At 40.3% G+C, this 13701-nt stretch carries 13 protein-coding genes, 1 other RNA gene and 3 pseudogenes; 4 read left to right on the forward strand and 13 right to left on the reverse strand.

The features are described 5' to 3' along the window. Positions 1–217 precede the first annotated feature (217 nt). Positions 218–397: a hypothetical protein gene (locus B5V81_RS07535; RefSeq protein WP_212112922.1), complete on the reverse strand. Its 180-nt coding sequence runs from the start codon at positions 395–397 to the stop codon at positions 218–220. A gap of 489 nt (positions 398–886) precedes the next feature. Between B5V81_RS07535 and B5V81_RS07540 the strand changes: the two genes are divergently transcribed. Beyond that, positions 887–1120, forward strand: a complete 234-nt coding sequence (locus tag B5V81_RS07540; RefSeq protein WP_212112923.1) for a hypothetical protein — start codon at positions 887–889, stop codon at positions 1118–1120. On the opposite strand, the gene B5V81_RS07545 is transcribed toward B5V81_RS07540, so the two are convergent. From B5V81_RS07545 to ssrS, 3 genes are all read right to left on the reverse strand, one after another. After that, positions 1087–1908, reverse strand: coding sequence for a TIGR00282 family metallophosphoesterase (locus B5V81_RS07545; RefSeq protein WP_212112924.1), 822 nt, complete (start codon positions 1906–1908; stop codon positions 1087–1089). The genes B5V81_RS07540 and B5V81_RS07545 overlap by 34 nt on opposite strands. 18 nt (positions 1909–1926) lie before the next feature. Beyond that, complete coding sequence (locus B5V81_RS07550; RefSeq protein ID WP_212112925.1) at positions 1927–2529, reverse strand: 5-formyltetrahydrofolate cyclo-ligase; 603 nt, start codon at positions 2527–2529, stop codon at positions 1927–1929. 374 nt (positions 2530–2903) lie between these two features. Next, a non-coding RNA gene (ssrS, locus tag B5V81_RS07555) (6S RNA) lies at positions 2904–3064 on the reverse strand. Between the two features lie 769 nt (positions 3065–3833). Between ssrS and B5V81_RS07560 the strand changes: the two genes are divergently transcribed. Further along, the gene (locus tag B5V81_RS07560; RefSeq protein WP_212112926.1) at positions 3834–3980 is read left to right on the forward strand and encodes a hypothetical protein; all 147 of its coding nucleotides are present in this window, start codon (positions 3834–3836) and stop codon (positions 3978–3980) included. A 202-nt stretch (positions 3981–4182) separates the two neighbouring features. Here B5V81_RS07560 and B5V81_RS07565 read toward each other — a convergent pair. The 7 genes and pseudogenes from B5V81_RS07565 to purE form a co-directional block, all read right to left on the reverse strand. Further along, positions 4183–4572: pseudogene (locus tag B5V81_RS07565) on the reverse strand (helix-turn-helix domain-containing protein). Positions 4573–5883: 1311 nt separating this feature from the next. Then, positions 5884–6135: pseudogene (locus B5V81_RS07570) on the reverse strand (hypothetical protein); the annotation flags it as partial. A gap of 48 nt (positions 6136–6183) precedes the next feature. Beyond that, complete coding sequence (locus B5V81_RS07575; RefSeq protein ID WP_212112927.1) at positions 6184–6969, reverse strand: tetratricopeptide repeat protein; 786 nt, start codon at positions 6967–6969, stop codon at positions 6184–6186. A gap of 111 nt (positions 6970–7080) precedes the next feature. Next, positions 7081–7206, reverse strand: a complete 126-nt coding sequence (gene ykgO / locus B5V81_RS07580) for a type B 50S ribosomal protein L36 (RefSeq protein ID WP_212112928.1) — start codon at positions 7204–7206, stop codon at positions 7081–7083. A 1026-nt stretch (positions 7207–8232) separates the two neighbouring features. Next, complete coding sequence (locus tag B5V81_RS07585) at positions 8233–9438, reverse strand: 5-(carboxyamino)imidazole ribonucleotide synthase (protein WP_212112929.1); 1206 nt, start codon at positions 9436–9438, stop codon at positions 8233–8235. A gap of 47 nt (positions 9439–9485) precedes the next feature. Beyond that, positions 9486–9644: pseudogene (locus B5V81_RS07590) on the reverse strand (5-(carboxyamino)imidazole ribonucleotide synthase); the annotation flags it as partial. A 1-nt stretch (position 9645) separates the two neighbouring features. After that, complete coding sequence (purE, locus tag B5V81_RS07595; protein ID WP_212112930.1) at positions 9646–10143, reverse strand: 5-(carboxyamino)imidazole ribonucleotide mutase; 498 nt, start codon at positions 10141–10143, stop codon at positions 9646–9648. A 790-nt stretch (positions 10144–10933) separates the two neighbouring features. On the opposite strand from purE, the gene B5V81_RS08965 reads away from it, so the two are divergent. Together B5V81_RS08965 and B5V81_RS07600 are read left to right on the forward strand one after the other, a co-directional pair. Next, positions 10934–11086: a DUF5993 family protein gene (locus B5V81_RS08965; RefSeq protein WP_244979446.1), complete on the forward strand. Its 153-nt coding sequence runs from the start codon at positions 10934–10936 to the stop codon at positions 11084–11086. A gap of 10 nt (positions 11087–11096) precedes the next feature. Further along, a complete protein-coding gene (locus B5V81_RS07600) occupies positions 11097–11678 on the forward strand; it encodes a disulfide bond formation protein B (protein ID WP_212112931.1) in 582 nt (193 codons plus the stop codon). Positions 11679–12425: 747 nt separating this feature from the next. Here the strand turns inward: B5V81_RS07600 and B5V81_RS07605 are convergent. Both B5V81_RS07605 and B5V81_RS07610 read right to left on the reverse strand, forming a co-directional pair. Beyond that, the gene (locus tag B5V81_RS07605) at positions 12426–12812 is read right to left on the reverse strand and encodes a helix-turn-helix domain-containing protein (RefSeq protein WP_212112932.1); all 387 of its coding nucleotides are present in this window, start codon (positions 12810–12812) and stop codon (positions 12426–12428) included. A gap of 269 nt (positions 12813–13081) precedes the next feature. Further along, the gene (locus tag B5V81_RS07610; RefSeq protein ID WP_212112933.1) at positions 13082–13453 is read right to left on the reverse strand and encodes a helix-turn-helix domain-containing protein; all 372 of its coding nucleotides are present in this window, start codon (positions 13451–13453) and stop codon (positions 13082–13084) included. Positions 13454–13701 lie beyond the last annotated feature (248 nt).

The following is a 13701-nucleotide window of genomic DNA, read 5'->3' on the forward strand; positions in this document are numbered from 1 at the left end:
GCCACCTCACCATGAGAGATAATCTTATATTCATGATTGATGCAATGATTTTTTGTGTGATGATACATTCAAGGTATGACTTTCCCCCTTAACGCTTAAAAACTTGGCTTTATATTTGATCATCTCCTCCCTTGCATCTATTGCCAAGAGGCGTTTAAATCCTTTTTTCATTCGTTCAAGTGCTGTTTTTTTGCGCATCAGGAATCTCTCATAAGATTCACTTTATCTCAATGATTCCTATCGGTTGTACGAAAGAGTCTGCTCTTTTTAAAGTTATCAATCGATTCCCTTTTTCCAATAAGCCTAGAAGATATCTAAGGCGTTGTTGTAAAACCTCTGGATCGCTTGAAGCATTCAAAGCCAAGGAATGCGTGCATTGGGGAGTCTGTGCTGCCATATTTGTTCTCATGTTCCAGCCATTGCAAATTCCGCGAATCCCAAAGGATCATGAAAGTGCTCCTTTGAATTTTACTGTAAGCGAGGGGATAACTTCTATCGTAGCGTTACTAGAAAAAACAGATAAGCTATCTCATCGCGTAATTTTAAATCCTCTTTATTAAAAATAGATTTTTAAAGCAGAGAGAAAAAGCTTCCCTCGTCCTCAATTGGTATAGTAGGGGAAAAAATAACGCGATGTAAGCTCATGGTGTTTAAACTTTCTGCACTTTTTGTTTTAAAGTTTGGAGAGTCATGAGTCCTTATTCTAACTCTAAAGACGTTTTAATCTCTCGAAAAGCTTGATATTCAACACTTAACATTTAAGGCTAAACGAAAATCGTAAGAGTTTTGATACAGATGAAAAAAATGGCTCTTTAGATTTTCTATTTATTGCTCGATTTTATCTCATCACCGCTTTTCGTTCACTTATTTTCATAAATGTCCGTTCGTGAAAATGGATCTATTGGGGATTGGGGGATGTGAGGGGGGGCGTGAAAAATCATTTTTCCCAAAAGAGCCTCTAGAAGCGTACAGCGGAGAGCAGATCATCAAAAGGAGACTCAGAAGAACCGTCATTAAAGGAGGCGCAGAAGAGCTGTCGTTGAAGGGGGTGGAAAGAGCCGCCATCAAAGGAGGCTTAAAAGAAGCCTACCAAAAATCTGGAACTTCAGGCTTTAAATGAGGACCAATCCGTACTGCTGAAACCTTTTCTGCTAAACCAGTGCGATCTGAAATCTCAACCGCTAAACCACAAAGAGTGGCGGGACCACACGCCGGTTCAAAACGACCTTGCTTGGTCTTGTAAAGAAAACGGTGTAACGGTTCTTCTTTATCCATTCCAAGGGATGAGTTGTAATCTCCACACATGCCCGCATCTGTTAAATAAGCGCTTCCACCCTCTAAAATCTGTGCGTCAGCAGTGGGAATATGCGTATGGGTGCCAACGATAACACTTACACGACCATCAAGAAAATGACCAAAACATTGCTTCTCGCTCGTCGTCTCACCGTGAAAGTCAAAAATAATCGCATCCGCTTGTTCCATCAAAGAACAGGCAAACAGGACATTTTCCGCTATTTCAAATGGATCAGCGACTTTGTGTGGCATAAAAACACTGCCTAAAAGATTGGCAACAAGAACACGAGCACCATTCTTGGCTGTAAAAACACCAACTCCTCTTCCTGGAGTCTCTTTCGAGAAATTGGCAGGACGTAAAAAACGATCACTTTCATGCGCATACTGTAAGGCTTCTTTGTCAGAAAAAGCATGGTTGCCGGTGGTGACAACATCAGCTCCAGCCATTAAAAGATCTTGATACGTCTCTTGCTTGAGACCAAAACCACCAGAGGCATTTTCACCATTCACGACAACAAAATCAAGCCGCCATTTCTTAATCAGTTGAGGAAGATGCTCAAAAACGACGTTACAGCCTGTCTCCCCAACAATATCACCCAAAAATAAAAAACGCATAGGTGCTTTAATCACATTTTAACATTTTAAGAAACCTTTTTCTGTAAAAATTCCTTGTACCTGGAGGTCATGTTCAGCGGCCGGAATAGCAGAAACTTCCTGACACGAAAATCCTATGCCCCATAATCTCATTTTATGTCCTTGTTTTTCAAGTGCTTCAATAGCACGATCATAATAGCCTCCTCCATAGCCAAGACGGTGACATTGACGGTCAAACGCAGAAAGTGGAACAATAATATTATTGGGGACAACAACGGCATTGTCTTCTCCGGGACCAAAAGTGCCAAAGCGCATGGGCTTGAGAGTCGTGCTCAGCGAAAATGAACGAAAAATCATGGTGGTGGAATCAAGCACGGCTGGTAAGGCTAAACGTGCACCACGTAACACTACCGCCTCAAGGAGCGCGCGCGGGTCAATTTCCGATTTGATGGGCCAATAGCCGGCTAAAATAAGGCGGGAAAAATTTGTTTCGTTTTTTTCAAGGTACTCAATAAAATGGCAACAAGCACGCTGTGAAAAGAGTATGCGCTCTTCTTTTGAAAGAGCATCACGACGCGATAAACCGCTTTTGCGCTGCTGTGCGCGAAGAGAGGAAGGAGACAAAGGTGTATTGTGAGTCATTTTCTCGCCAAATTATTAAGCTGTTACTTTATAAGCTTTGGGTATTTTAGCTATTGTTGGTATTGTGTAAACCGCTTTTGAGAAAAAGCTGTGCTCGTAAAAAGAGTGCGCACTCTTGTGTTAGAGCATCTTGAGGCGATAAATTGCTTTCGTGCTGTCGTGCACAAAGGAATGAAGTCGGCAGAGTGTATTATTTTTGTAAGCTGTTCGCAAATCTTGTACGCTAAAGCCTATTGTCATTTTGATTTCTTGAAAAGAACCTATTGCTTTTTACCTCATAGATAAAGAGGGGGCTCATAGAAAAGAGAGCTTCATGCAAAAAGGCATGATCAATTGGGGAAAATGATTATAGGTGCAAAAAATGATACAAAAAAGGGTGATCCACAACAGCCGATGGAAAAAGTTGACCCCGGGAACCTATACAAATAGGTGGGCGCCATATGAAAAAGCCCACGGGCTTAATCAGGGACAGCTCCCTTGGAGATCACTAAGGTCTCAGGAATACGTTATTTCCTGTCGAGAAGCGCAGAACACCCCCTTTAATATAAAACAATTTAACAACTTCTGCTAGAGATAAAATAACCTCAATCTCTTATTTTTCATAAAGTTTTACAGGAGGATTTTTACACTCTTGCTGATGATTGCTGGAAATGCCGGCATGATGGATAGATGGCTATTCAAAGTAAAAAAACAGAGGTGGGGGTGAGTGAAGAAACTTTTTTCATTGGCAATGCTTGATTTGATGTTTCAGGGAAATGTTTGAGTTTGATATTTTACTGGAATGTTTGACAGAGGTTGGAAAGGGAATATTTCTTATTCAAGACTGTTGGTTTAACGGATGTTGTGGTTTTAAAATTTTTGCTTTGTGGAGCATATTTTAAGGCTGTTGTATCTAATTGTGAGGGTACGGCTAAAGGGGGAGAGCGTTGTTTACAGACAACATTGTTTGCAGAGCAGAGTTGGGGGATATTTTGTTTGCTGTTTTCTGTAAAAATTTGAAAGCGTAAAAATGTGAATCTGTAAAAAAGGAAGAGGAAATTAAGGATGTGTAGGCTTGATGCGTTGTGTAGGTTTTGGGGCGTGTTGGGCTTTTATCATGGCATAGAATGTGCTGAGAGGGGTAGTGGGGGGATGTGTCTGGTGAATGAGGTGCAGTTTGGAATGAAGAGCGATGTTTAAGTATGTGGGGGTATTGATGAAGGAATGCAGAGTGGGGAAGGAGTGAGTATGGACAGGTTAAGATGGTGTGTACAAGAGTCGGTGGTGCGAAGAGATGTGTGAAGGATGACGTGAGAAGATGAGGCTTGTCTGTTGAGTCTGATAAAGCAGGAGTTGTTGGACGGGCGCTGATAAGTGATTGTTCAAGTGCAATTTGGCTCTGCAAGAAGTTTGGTTATTATTTACAGACCTTTGTTTACAGAGTGGTGCGGGGTGGAAGCTTTATCTTGTAAGGGGGAAGCGGCTTTTTGAAGGGGGGATTGTCTGGTGTTTTGGTAGACCAGTGCTGGTTGAGAACTTTTAGGGGAGGTCAAAAATATTTTAGAGTGGCATTTAATTTGTCGAGTTTGATGGAACACTGCCCTTTAAGGTGCTGTGATCTGAATCTTATATTTTAGGGAGATTAATGAATGATGTTGATGAGCGTGCTTTCGCTTAATCAGAAATCAAACACAAAATCGCTTTCTGTTTTTTTGGTTTGAGTTCCCTAAAGTTTTTCAAAAGGGATTGTTCTTTTTCACTGGCGGTGACTTGATCATGGTGTAGGATATTTCCCTTTGTGGAAATATCCGCTGTTAAAAGATCTTCATAAAAAAAGTTTGTAGAAACTTCTAGTTTTTTAGCGATTTCTAGCAAACACCCTGCGCTTACACGGTTTAAACCTTTTTCGTATTTTTGGATTTGTTGGAAGCTTACTCCTAAAAAGTTTCCTAATGCTTTTTGAGAAATCCCCATTGAAATGCGTCATAGACGCATTCTTTTGCCTATCGAAATGTCATTAAAATGTGGATTTTTGGTTGGAAAATGTGGGTTTTTAGTTTGCACTTTGCACCCCCTCCGGTTGCGAGCGCCCTCGCATTGGTATTCCGGGAGGTTGGATTCACTGAACTTAAACAGTCTCTTGTTTTTAGTGCTTATCGCACTTGGACATAACAAAAGCCCCCGGAATTTCCGGGATAGCCATAATTGTTTATGCGTTAAGTTTTAAGGAATCCAACTCCTTATTGACCGTTGCGTGGACGATCAAAAACACGTATTTATCAATAAAGGAATTTCAGGGGATTAGCAAGAAAATTTAAAATATTTTTATTCGGTTATGCCATAAAATAAAGGCGTTTGAGGTGGGGTGAAAATGGTCTATGAGAGGCAAGGATATATGCTGTTGAGGAACCTTCAAGCATACAAATAAAGTGCTTTTTGTAAGAGAGTGTGTGGAATATTTTAGGGATGGATTTATCTGTCGCGTTTGATAAAGCAGCCTCGTTGAGGAAGAGCTGAAATCACTAGGGGAGTGGATAAGAGGCTGGGGTGTAGAGCATTGTTTACAGACCACATTGTTTGCAGAGCAGAGTTGGGGGATATTTCGTTTGCTGTTTTCTGTAAAAATTTAAAAGCGTAAAAATGTGAATCTGTAAAAAAGGAAGAGGAAATTAAGGATGTGGAGGCTTTATGCGTTGTCTATGTTTTGGGGGGTGTTGGGTTTTTTTATCATGGCATAGAATGTGGTGAGAGGGTTAGTGGGGGGATGAGTCTGGTGAATGAGGTGCAGTTTGGAATGAAGAGCGATGTTAAGTATGTGGGGGTATTGATGAGAGATATTTCTTATTCAAGGCTGTTTGTTTAACGGATGGTGCAGTTTTGAAATTTTTGCTTTGTGGAGCATATTTTAGAGCTGCTTTATTAGTTTTGAGGAAAAACATCGATATATTATGGGCTTTATGGTTGAAATTGATCAAAATAAGAAAAGACAATGACAGTTTATCAGAGGTGCTAAGCGATGTTTTAAGCTTGTTTTAAAAAATATTTTTGAGGGTGGTGTTTTACAAATTTTTTTATCCAAGATGGAAAATGTAAAAAGAAGAAACGCCGCGAATGGCGGCGTGAATGCGTTGTCTATTTGATACTATGCGGAGAAATTCTGTAAAGGAATATGAAGGGCAAAGTATTTAGATATTGCCTTAAATACACAAAAGGCCCAAGTTCAAAATACACTATATAATTGCGTGGTTCAAGCTCAAGAGCATGGTTGAGATCAAGCATGGAAAGTTTGCAATCATTCCGTGGGATGTGACGCCAAGCGCGTTTTATTCTCAAGCTTGAAGAGGAAGCTGGTGCGCTTCATTCATGCATGATGTTTCAAAGAGCTTGCGGTGATTTTTCGTCTAACAGAGCCTCAATGCGCTTTTGAAGCTTTTGCATTTGTGGAGTGTCGTCTAATGCCTTTTCATAAGCTTTAAAGCCGAGTTCTGGACGCTCTGTTGCTTCCATGGCACTGCCCAGTTCAAAAAAGGCTATATAATTGCGTGGTTCAAGCTCAAGAGCATGGTTGAGATCAAGCATGGCAAGTTTGCAATCATTCCGTGGGATGTGACGCCAAGCGCGTTTTATTCTCAAGCTTGAAGAGGAGGCTGGTGCGCTTCATTCATGCATGATGTTTCAAAGAGCTTGCGGTGATTTTTCGTCCAGCAGAGCCTCAATGCGCTTTTGAAGCTTTTGCATTTGTGGATAGTAGTCTAATGCCTTTTCATAAGCTTTAAGGCCGAGTTCTGGACGCTCTGTTGCTTCCATGGCAACGCCCAGTTCAAAAAAGGCTATATAATTGCGTGGTTCAAGCTCAAGAGCATGGTTGAGATCAAGCATGGCAAGTTTGAAATCACTCAGTTGGATGTGAATCCAAGCCCGTCTTATCCAAGCTTCAGCGTGAGTCGGCAAAAGTGCAAGAACATTATCAATATAATCAAGCGCAAGTCCATAGTCGTCACTGTTGATCGCATTTTCAGCCCATGACATTAAAAGATCAATCGTCTCACTTCCCGATTGAGACCATAAATGTTGAAGTTGTTGACTGATCTTTTTCGCCTTTGCAACATCAGCACAATATTTCAATTCTTTGAGTAAACGTGAAATTTCTGCTTCTTTACGTTGCTTCATTCTATCAACATGGGAAAGAGGCTCTGAGTCAAAATCTTCAAGAATAATTGCAGACGAATCAGAATCAGAGAATGTTGAGTGAGGGGCAGAAGAATTAGGGATGAGATCATCTAACGGTAAAAGCGATTGTGGAGAAGGTCTATCTTCAGGAAGCAAAGGAGGAGTTTGCCCATATCCCGAAGAAATAAAACAAAAAATGCCAACACACGAGAGAAAAAAAATTTGCTGGAAAATAGAGAAAAAACGTAACTGAAAAAATCGAAAAATTTTAAAAAAAATCGAAAAATCCATAAAAACAAGTCCCCAAAAGATAAATCACCAAACATTATCACACAAATGGACTCGTAACCAATGGAACTCTCATCTCCCAAAAAAACTTAAAAAAATTTTTAAGCCTACAACTTAGCCCTGACGTGCTCTAAAACGCGGGTTCGTTTTATTAAGAATATAAACACGCCTCTTACGACGCACCAAACGATTGTTACGGTGGCGCTCTTTTAGTGCTTTAAGCGAATTTTTAATTTTCATCATATTCACCGTTTAAACAGTTTACTTAACACAATATCACAATAACTATAAAATAACATTACAACTGAAATATGAATCATAACCCCAATACACTGCTCACCCCATGAACATCGTATTATGATATCACACTTGCATCATAATATTATACAATACACTTTTTCATCGTGATCACAAAAAGAAAAACGCACCCTTAAGGCACGTATTAACACACTTCATTGGCACAACGAATAAGTGAAAATTGCAAAAACTAGAGGAAATCTAACAAGAAGTCTTATTCTTGTCAAGGGTATATCCCTTACAAATTCCCTATGATGTGTTAAGGGCTGCTTTGAAAGTAAAAAATAATAATTGAGCAAAAGAAGTATAAAAAGCGAAAACAAGCTAAAGGATTCTCAGCTTTAAATAAGCTCTGTCAAGGGTGTAATCGCAAGGGATTGGAGAGTTTCGTAGGGGGGGTGTTAAGCCGTTGGATTGTGGAGCGGTGTGGGTTTTGATCTTTTGAGAGGGACGTGATGTTTTTAAAAGAGTAGGGCTTGGAGGGAGAAGCTGTGGGCGGGTTGAAAGGTTAGAAGTGGGGGCGAGCCGTTGGATTGTGGAGCGGTGTGGGTTTTGATCTTTTGAGAGGGACGTGATGTTTTTAAAAGAGTAGGGCTTGGAGGGAGAAACTGTGGGCGGGTTGAAAGGTTAGGAGTGGGAGCGAGCTGTTGCATTGTTGATTGGGATGGAATTTTGTCGTTAAGGGGGCGGGGATCTCCTTAAAACGCAGGGCTTGTTTGTGGGGACTCGTGAAACCCTGTCAGGGAATGGGGAAAAGAATTGAGAGGTGTAGGGGCGTTGTGGAGCCCAATGGATATTGGTGTGGGGTCGAGTTTTGTCTTTGAGGGGGAGGAGAGATGACGTTCTTAATGCTTAGGATAGGGGGGAGGGGGCATAAAGTACTGTGAGGCACGAGGGAAAAAGTGGGGGAGAGACGTTGTTTTTTCAGTTCTTTGGGGAGAAGTATGAAAAAGTATTTGTATATGGGGGTTAAGATTTGCTGGCTGGGCCCGTTAATTGAATGACATGACCCATTTTGCGCTGAGGCTGAATCGTGCTTTTGCCATATAAGTGGATTGAAGTGTTCTCTTGCGTGAGAAAATATTTTAAAGTGCTTAAATTGTTCCCAAGAAGATTGGTCATTTGGCAATTACTATGACGATACGGGCTACCTAAGGGAAGACCACAAATAGCACGGATATGTTGTTCAAATTGTGAAGTGATGCATGCCTTTTGCGTCCAATGACCAGAATTATGCACACGCGGGGCTAATTCGTTTACTAAAAGACGACCATCCATTAAGACAAAAAATTCAATGCAAAGAACACCAACATAATCCAGAGCATTCATGACTGTGGCACTGATATCTTGCGCGGATTTTTGTACTTCAAGAGGAATATGGGATGGAACAAAGGACTTATGAAGAATTCCGTTTTTGTGTTGGTTTTCAGGACAATCATAAAAAATATGTTTCCCTTGTTTTGTGCGGGCTGAGAGAACAGAAATTTCCGCTAAAAAAGGAACGATCTCTTCTAAAATACAAGGCTGTTGGTGAAAAGTATTTAAGGCTTCTTTAAGGGTTTGTTCATCAGGATGATCAAGCTTGAGCTGATTTTTTCCATCATAACCAAAACGACGTGTCTTTAAAAGACCACGCCCCCCTAAGGTTTCAAGGGCAGAAAGAAGAGAAGAAGAATCGTCAATAGCATGCCATGAGGCCGTATCAATCCCTTGATCACGTAAAAATTGCTTTTCAAAAAGTCGATCTTGCGCAATCTCTAATGCGTGGGAAGAAGGATAAACAGGCTTGCTTTTTTCTACGTATTGAACTGTTTCAAGCGAAAGATTTTCAAATTCATAGCTGACAACATCGCACTGAGCAATAAAATCATCTAAGGCTGATGTATCATCATAGGAGGAAACAATATGCTTGTTGGCTGTTTGAGCGGCTGGACAATCGCCTTCTGGGCAAAAAATAATGGTTCGAAATCCCAATTCTGCCGCTGCTATGGCGAGCATGCGTGCCAATTGCCCACCACCAATTAAACCAATGACGCTGCCTGGAGGAAGCATGTGAGATGGCGTGATCTCGTTGGATGGGGAGATGGTGGATAACGGGGACGTGTTAGATGGCAAGGTGGTGTGGGATAGTGAGGGCGTGTTAGATAGCGGGGGCGTGGTGGAAGACGGTGTCATTTTAAACCTCCGTTATAGGCGTGAGGGCGATATTGGTTGTTTGTTGCTGTTCGAAATCCTAATTCTGCTGCTATGGCGAGCATGCGTGCCAGTTGCCCAGCACCAATTAAACCAATGACGCTGCCTAGAGGAAGCATATGAGAGGGCGCGATATCATTGGATGATGAGGTGGTGGATAGCGCGGGCGTGGTGGAAGACGGTGTCATTTTAAACCTCCGTTATAGGCGCCAAGGCAACATTGGCTGTTTGTTGATGACGCCAATCTGCTAATCGTTGGGCGAGATCATGATCGTAAACGGCCATAACCGCTGCGGCTAAAAGGGCGGCATTAATGGCGCCTGCTTTGCCAATGGCTAACGTGCCAACCGGTATTCCTGCTGGCATTTGCACGATTGAAAGTAAAGAATCTTGACCAGAAAGAGCGTGTGAAGGCACGGGAACACCAAAAACAGGAAGTGGCGTAAGCGCTGCAAGCATACCTGGAAGATGCGCAGCACCCCCAGCGCCGGCAATTAAAATTTTAAAACCTGCTTCTTTTGCTTCTTTTGCAAATTGGTAAAGACGTTCAGGGGTTCGGTGGGCTGAGACAATATGCGAACTATGAGAAATGCCAAGATCCCTTAAAATATCGGCACTATGGCACATCGTTTGCCAATCCGATTGGCTCCCCATTAAAATCCCAACATCACACGTTTCTTTTGTCATTCTCAATCCTTTTCAAAGATTCAAGGCGATTCCTTATCAGCATTTTTTAAGAGTTTTATAAGCTCTTTGCAAAGCCAATCTCTGGCAGAAAAATAGTTTTTTTAAAATAAGATGGAAAGGGATAAATTTTAAGGGCGATACGGCAGCTGAAAAATACATCCTTAAAGCTCATGAAGCTCTATCCTTTGAGTCGTCGTATTAAAATTTTGACCGATGGGAAGGTTAAACAGTGAAAGTGTTGTTTCTTTTCAAGAAAAAAGAAAAAAATACATGCTGGAAATATATTCTGGATAAATATTAAGGTGGTCAGAAAATGTCTCAGTTTTTATTGCTAAAATAAATACTGTTACCATATATGGTAAGGTATGGTGCAATTTGAAACACTATTGAAAATAAAAAAGAGATTTTATGGCAAAAGTGCGTTGCAAATAAGGGTGTTTTTGAGAAAAAATAACAGAGGGATATCTTTTATTTCAAAGGCTTCTTATTTTGCTGTTTAGGTAGGGGGGAAAAGAGATTCTTTAATGATTGCTGAGATAAAGAACGAGAAAAATCAACGCTTTAGTACTTTTTCTCAGAGGCGTTTTTAGGTGATGAGGTTTTTCATCATTTCTTCACAGAAATGTAACCACAATACCATAAATATAACGATAATATTAAAGTGAAGGATGAATTGTGAAAAATAAATTCATGGTCTCTTTTTTGCCCAATTTTTTAATATGGTGAATCCTCATAATTCAGAAATAACAGTTAAACCATCGGAATATTTAAGAAAGGAGATTTGAAAGTCATGTTTTTCCCATTTTTAATCGCTTTAGGCACTGCAATAACAACGGTGTATGGCAAAAAAAATATAAGTTATGCTTTGTGGGCTCTCTTATTCGTTGTTATTCTTCTGACGTTTAATCATCACGCAACTTCTACTTTGAATTTATCTTTTTGAGAGAATAGCCATGGAAAATGTTGAACAAAAAAATCCTCATTTCGTCATATTGATGAATACGCTAGGACTGATTGGATTGTCCATTGTCTTGGTGGTCGCTTTTTATTATCAATTGGTAAAATTTGAGTTGCCTTGTCCCCTTTGTTTGTTGCAACGCGTTGGATTGATGCTGGCTGGTTGTGGCTTCTTACTCAATATTCACCATAAGGTGAAAAATACCCATTATGGTATGGTTATTATCGGCTGTATGGTAACCAGCGCTGTGGCTGCGCGTCAGGTATTTTTGCATATCACACCTGATGATCTGGGATATGGTTCAACGTTCTTTGGATTGCATTTTTATACTTGGGCTTTCATTATTTCTGTTCTTTGTATCTTTGCTGTTGCGTTCGTCATGATCTTAGGCGAATTGGCTCACAAATTTAAAGAATTTTCTCCTTTTCCAATCTTGAGTAAAACGGCAAGTTTCTTATTTGTATTTTTAATTGCGGCAAATTTGCTTTCTACCATACTAGAATGCGGTGGCGGACAATGCGCTGATGATCCTGTACGCTATGAATTGTTATCGAATTGGTTCCCTTCAGATTCTTGAATTTTTTAATTATTCCTCATTATAATTTTACTATTAAAGAGGCGGACATGTTAAGAAGTCCGCTTCTTTTTTATTGAGTCGATGGTTTGTAAAGATTTTTGATCTTCTCAAGGCAATTTATCAAGAGGGGGGCTTTTATGCGTATTTGCGATTGATCTTTTTTAAAGAAAGACGTGGATTGTCGTTTTTTTGAAGCTCGCATTCTTTTCAGCGAGTTTGAAGGATTCGTATAGGGGCCGTTGTTGAGCCGTTGGACTGTCTTGTCGTGCAGTGGGGAGGGGAAGAAAAACTGTTTCTAAAAGGCGCATTAACTATAAAAATTTTTTGTTCTTGATTTTTTTAAACTTTGTGATAGATGAGTTATTATATTCATTTTGGTGCTTCTGAAGTATCTTAGATGCTTCGAGAGGGGAAATTTGAAATTCTGGAAATTATCTCAATAATTTTCTGGAGAGGTTTGTTTATGAGAGGCAAGCCTTTTTTTTTAATCGTTTTTTTTAAAGATTTTTCCTTTCAGTGTGAAGCTCCTTTTTAGAAAAGGATGCGCGTTTGGTGATGATGCTTCCTATGAAAAAACTTTGACATAGAAGAACAATTTATCGTTGTCGAGGTTGAAGGAGAAAATCAAAAAAATTTTCCCATGTCCAACTTTCTTAAAGGAGAATCCAGTCAATAGATTTTTGTCCGTTATAAAAGCGCCGCATGGAGGGAAAGATTCTTTAAAAAGTTGTCAAGGCACACTTTTGCCTAATCAGAGATCAACCATAAGATTGCCTTTTGTTTTTTGGGTTTGAGTTCTCTGAAGTTTTTCAAAAGGACATGTTCTTTTTCGCTATAGGTTTCTTGATCATGGTTTGGGAGACTTTCTTGTGAGACAAGGTCTTCTTTTGTGGCAAGATCAGCGGCTAAAAGATTCGCATAAAAAAAGCTTATAGGGATTTCTAATTTTTTAGCGATTTCTAACAAACATTTTGCGCTGACACGGTTGGCGCTTTTTTCATATTTTTGGATTTGTTGGAAGCTGACACCTAAATGGTTTCCTAATTCCTTTTGAGAAAGCCCCATTGAAATGCGTCTTTGACGAATTCTTTTACCTATAGAAATATCAATAAAGTGTGGATTTTTAGTTGGCACTTCGCACCCCCTCCGGTTGCGAGCGCCCTCGCATTGGTATTCCGGGAGTTAAAGGTACTGAATCCGAGTCAGCTTTTTGCTTTTAGTGCTGAGCGCACCTGGACATAGCAAAATCTCCCGGAATTCCGGGATATCCGCAAAGCGGGTTCATTTTTACGCTCGGATTTAGGACCTTTAATCCCTCTTGATCGGTGCGTAGACGATCAAAATATCTTATAAGTGATAAAGGAATTTCAGAAGATTGGCAAGAAAAATGAAAGGTGTGTTTCTTATCTCTCAGAGATCAACCATAAGATTGCCTTTTGTTTTTTGGGTTTGAGTTCTCTGAAGTTTTTCAAAAGGACATGTTCTTTTTCGCTATAGGTTTCTTGATCATGGTTTGGGAGACTTTCTTGTGAGACAAGGTCTTCTTTTGTGGCAAGATCAGCGGCTAGAAGATCCGCATAAAAAAAGCTTATAGCGATTTCTAACAAACATTTTGCGCTGACAAGGTTGGCGCCTTTTTCATATTTTTGGATTTGTTGGAAGCTGACACCTAAATGGTTTCCTAATTCCTTTTGAGAAAGCCCCATTGAAATGCGTCTTTGACGAATTCTTTTACCTATAGAAATATCAATAAAGTGTGGATTTTTAGTTGGCACTTCGCACCCCCTCCGGTTGCGAGCGCCCTCGCATTGGTATTCCGGGAGGTTGAAAATACTGAACTCGAATCAGCTTTTTTGCTTTTAGTGCTAGAGCGCACTTGGACATAGCAAAAACTCCCGGAATTCCGGGATACCAGCAAAGCGGGGCAAATTCATGTACGAGTTTTCGGGTTTTCAACTCCCTATTTGACCGTTGCGTGGACGATCAAAAACACGGACCCATCAATAAAGGACTTTCAGAAGAT

The organism is Bartonella queenslandensis, from assembly GCF_018155095.1.
In the GTDB taxonomy this organism is placed as follows: domain Bacteria; phylum Pseudomonadota; class Alphaproteobacteria; order Rhizobiales; family Rhizobiaceae; genus Bartonella; species Bartonella queenslandensis_B.

Coding starts and splice junctions, on each gene's coding strand:
- B5V81_RS07585 (WP_212112929.1), bottom strand. CDS start 9,438: ATGACACCGTCTTCCACCACGCCCCCGCTATCTAACACGCCCTCACTA.
- B5V81_RS07550 (WP_212112925.1), bottom strand. CDS start 2,529: ATGACTCACAATACACCTTTGTCTCCTTCCTCTCTTCGCGCACAGCAG.
- purE (WP_212112930.1), bottom strand. CDS start 10,143: ATGACAAAAGAAACGTGTGATGTTGGGATTTTAATGGGGAGCCAATCG.
- B5V81_RS07600 (WP_212112931.1), top strand. CDS start 11,097: ATGGAAAATGTTGAACAAAAAAATCCTCATTTCGTCATATTGATGAAT.
- ykgO (WP_212112928.1), bottom strand. CDS start 7,206: ATGAAAATTAAAAATTCGCTTAAAGCACTAAAAGAGCGCCACCGTAAC.
- B5V81_RS07545 (WP_212112924.1), bottom strand. CDS start 1,908: ATGCGTTTTTTATTTTTGGGTGATATTGTTGGGGAGACAGGCTGTAAC.
- B5V81_RS07575 (WP_212112927.1), bottom strand. CDS start 6,969: ATGGATTTTTCGATTTTTTTTAAAATTTTTCGATTTTTTCAGTTACGT.
- B5V81_RS08965 (WP_244979446.1), top strand. CDS start 10,934: ATGTTTTTCCCATTTTTAATCGCTTTAGGCACTGCAATAACAACGGTG.
- B5V81_RS07535 (WP_212112922.1), bottom strand. CDS start 397: ATGGCAGCACAGACTCCCCAATGCACGCATTCCTTGGCTTTGAATGCT.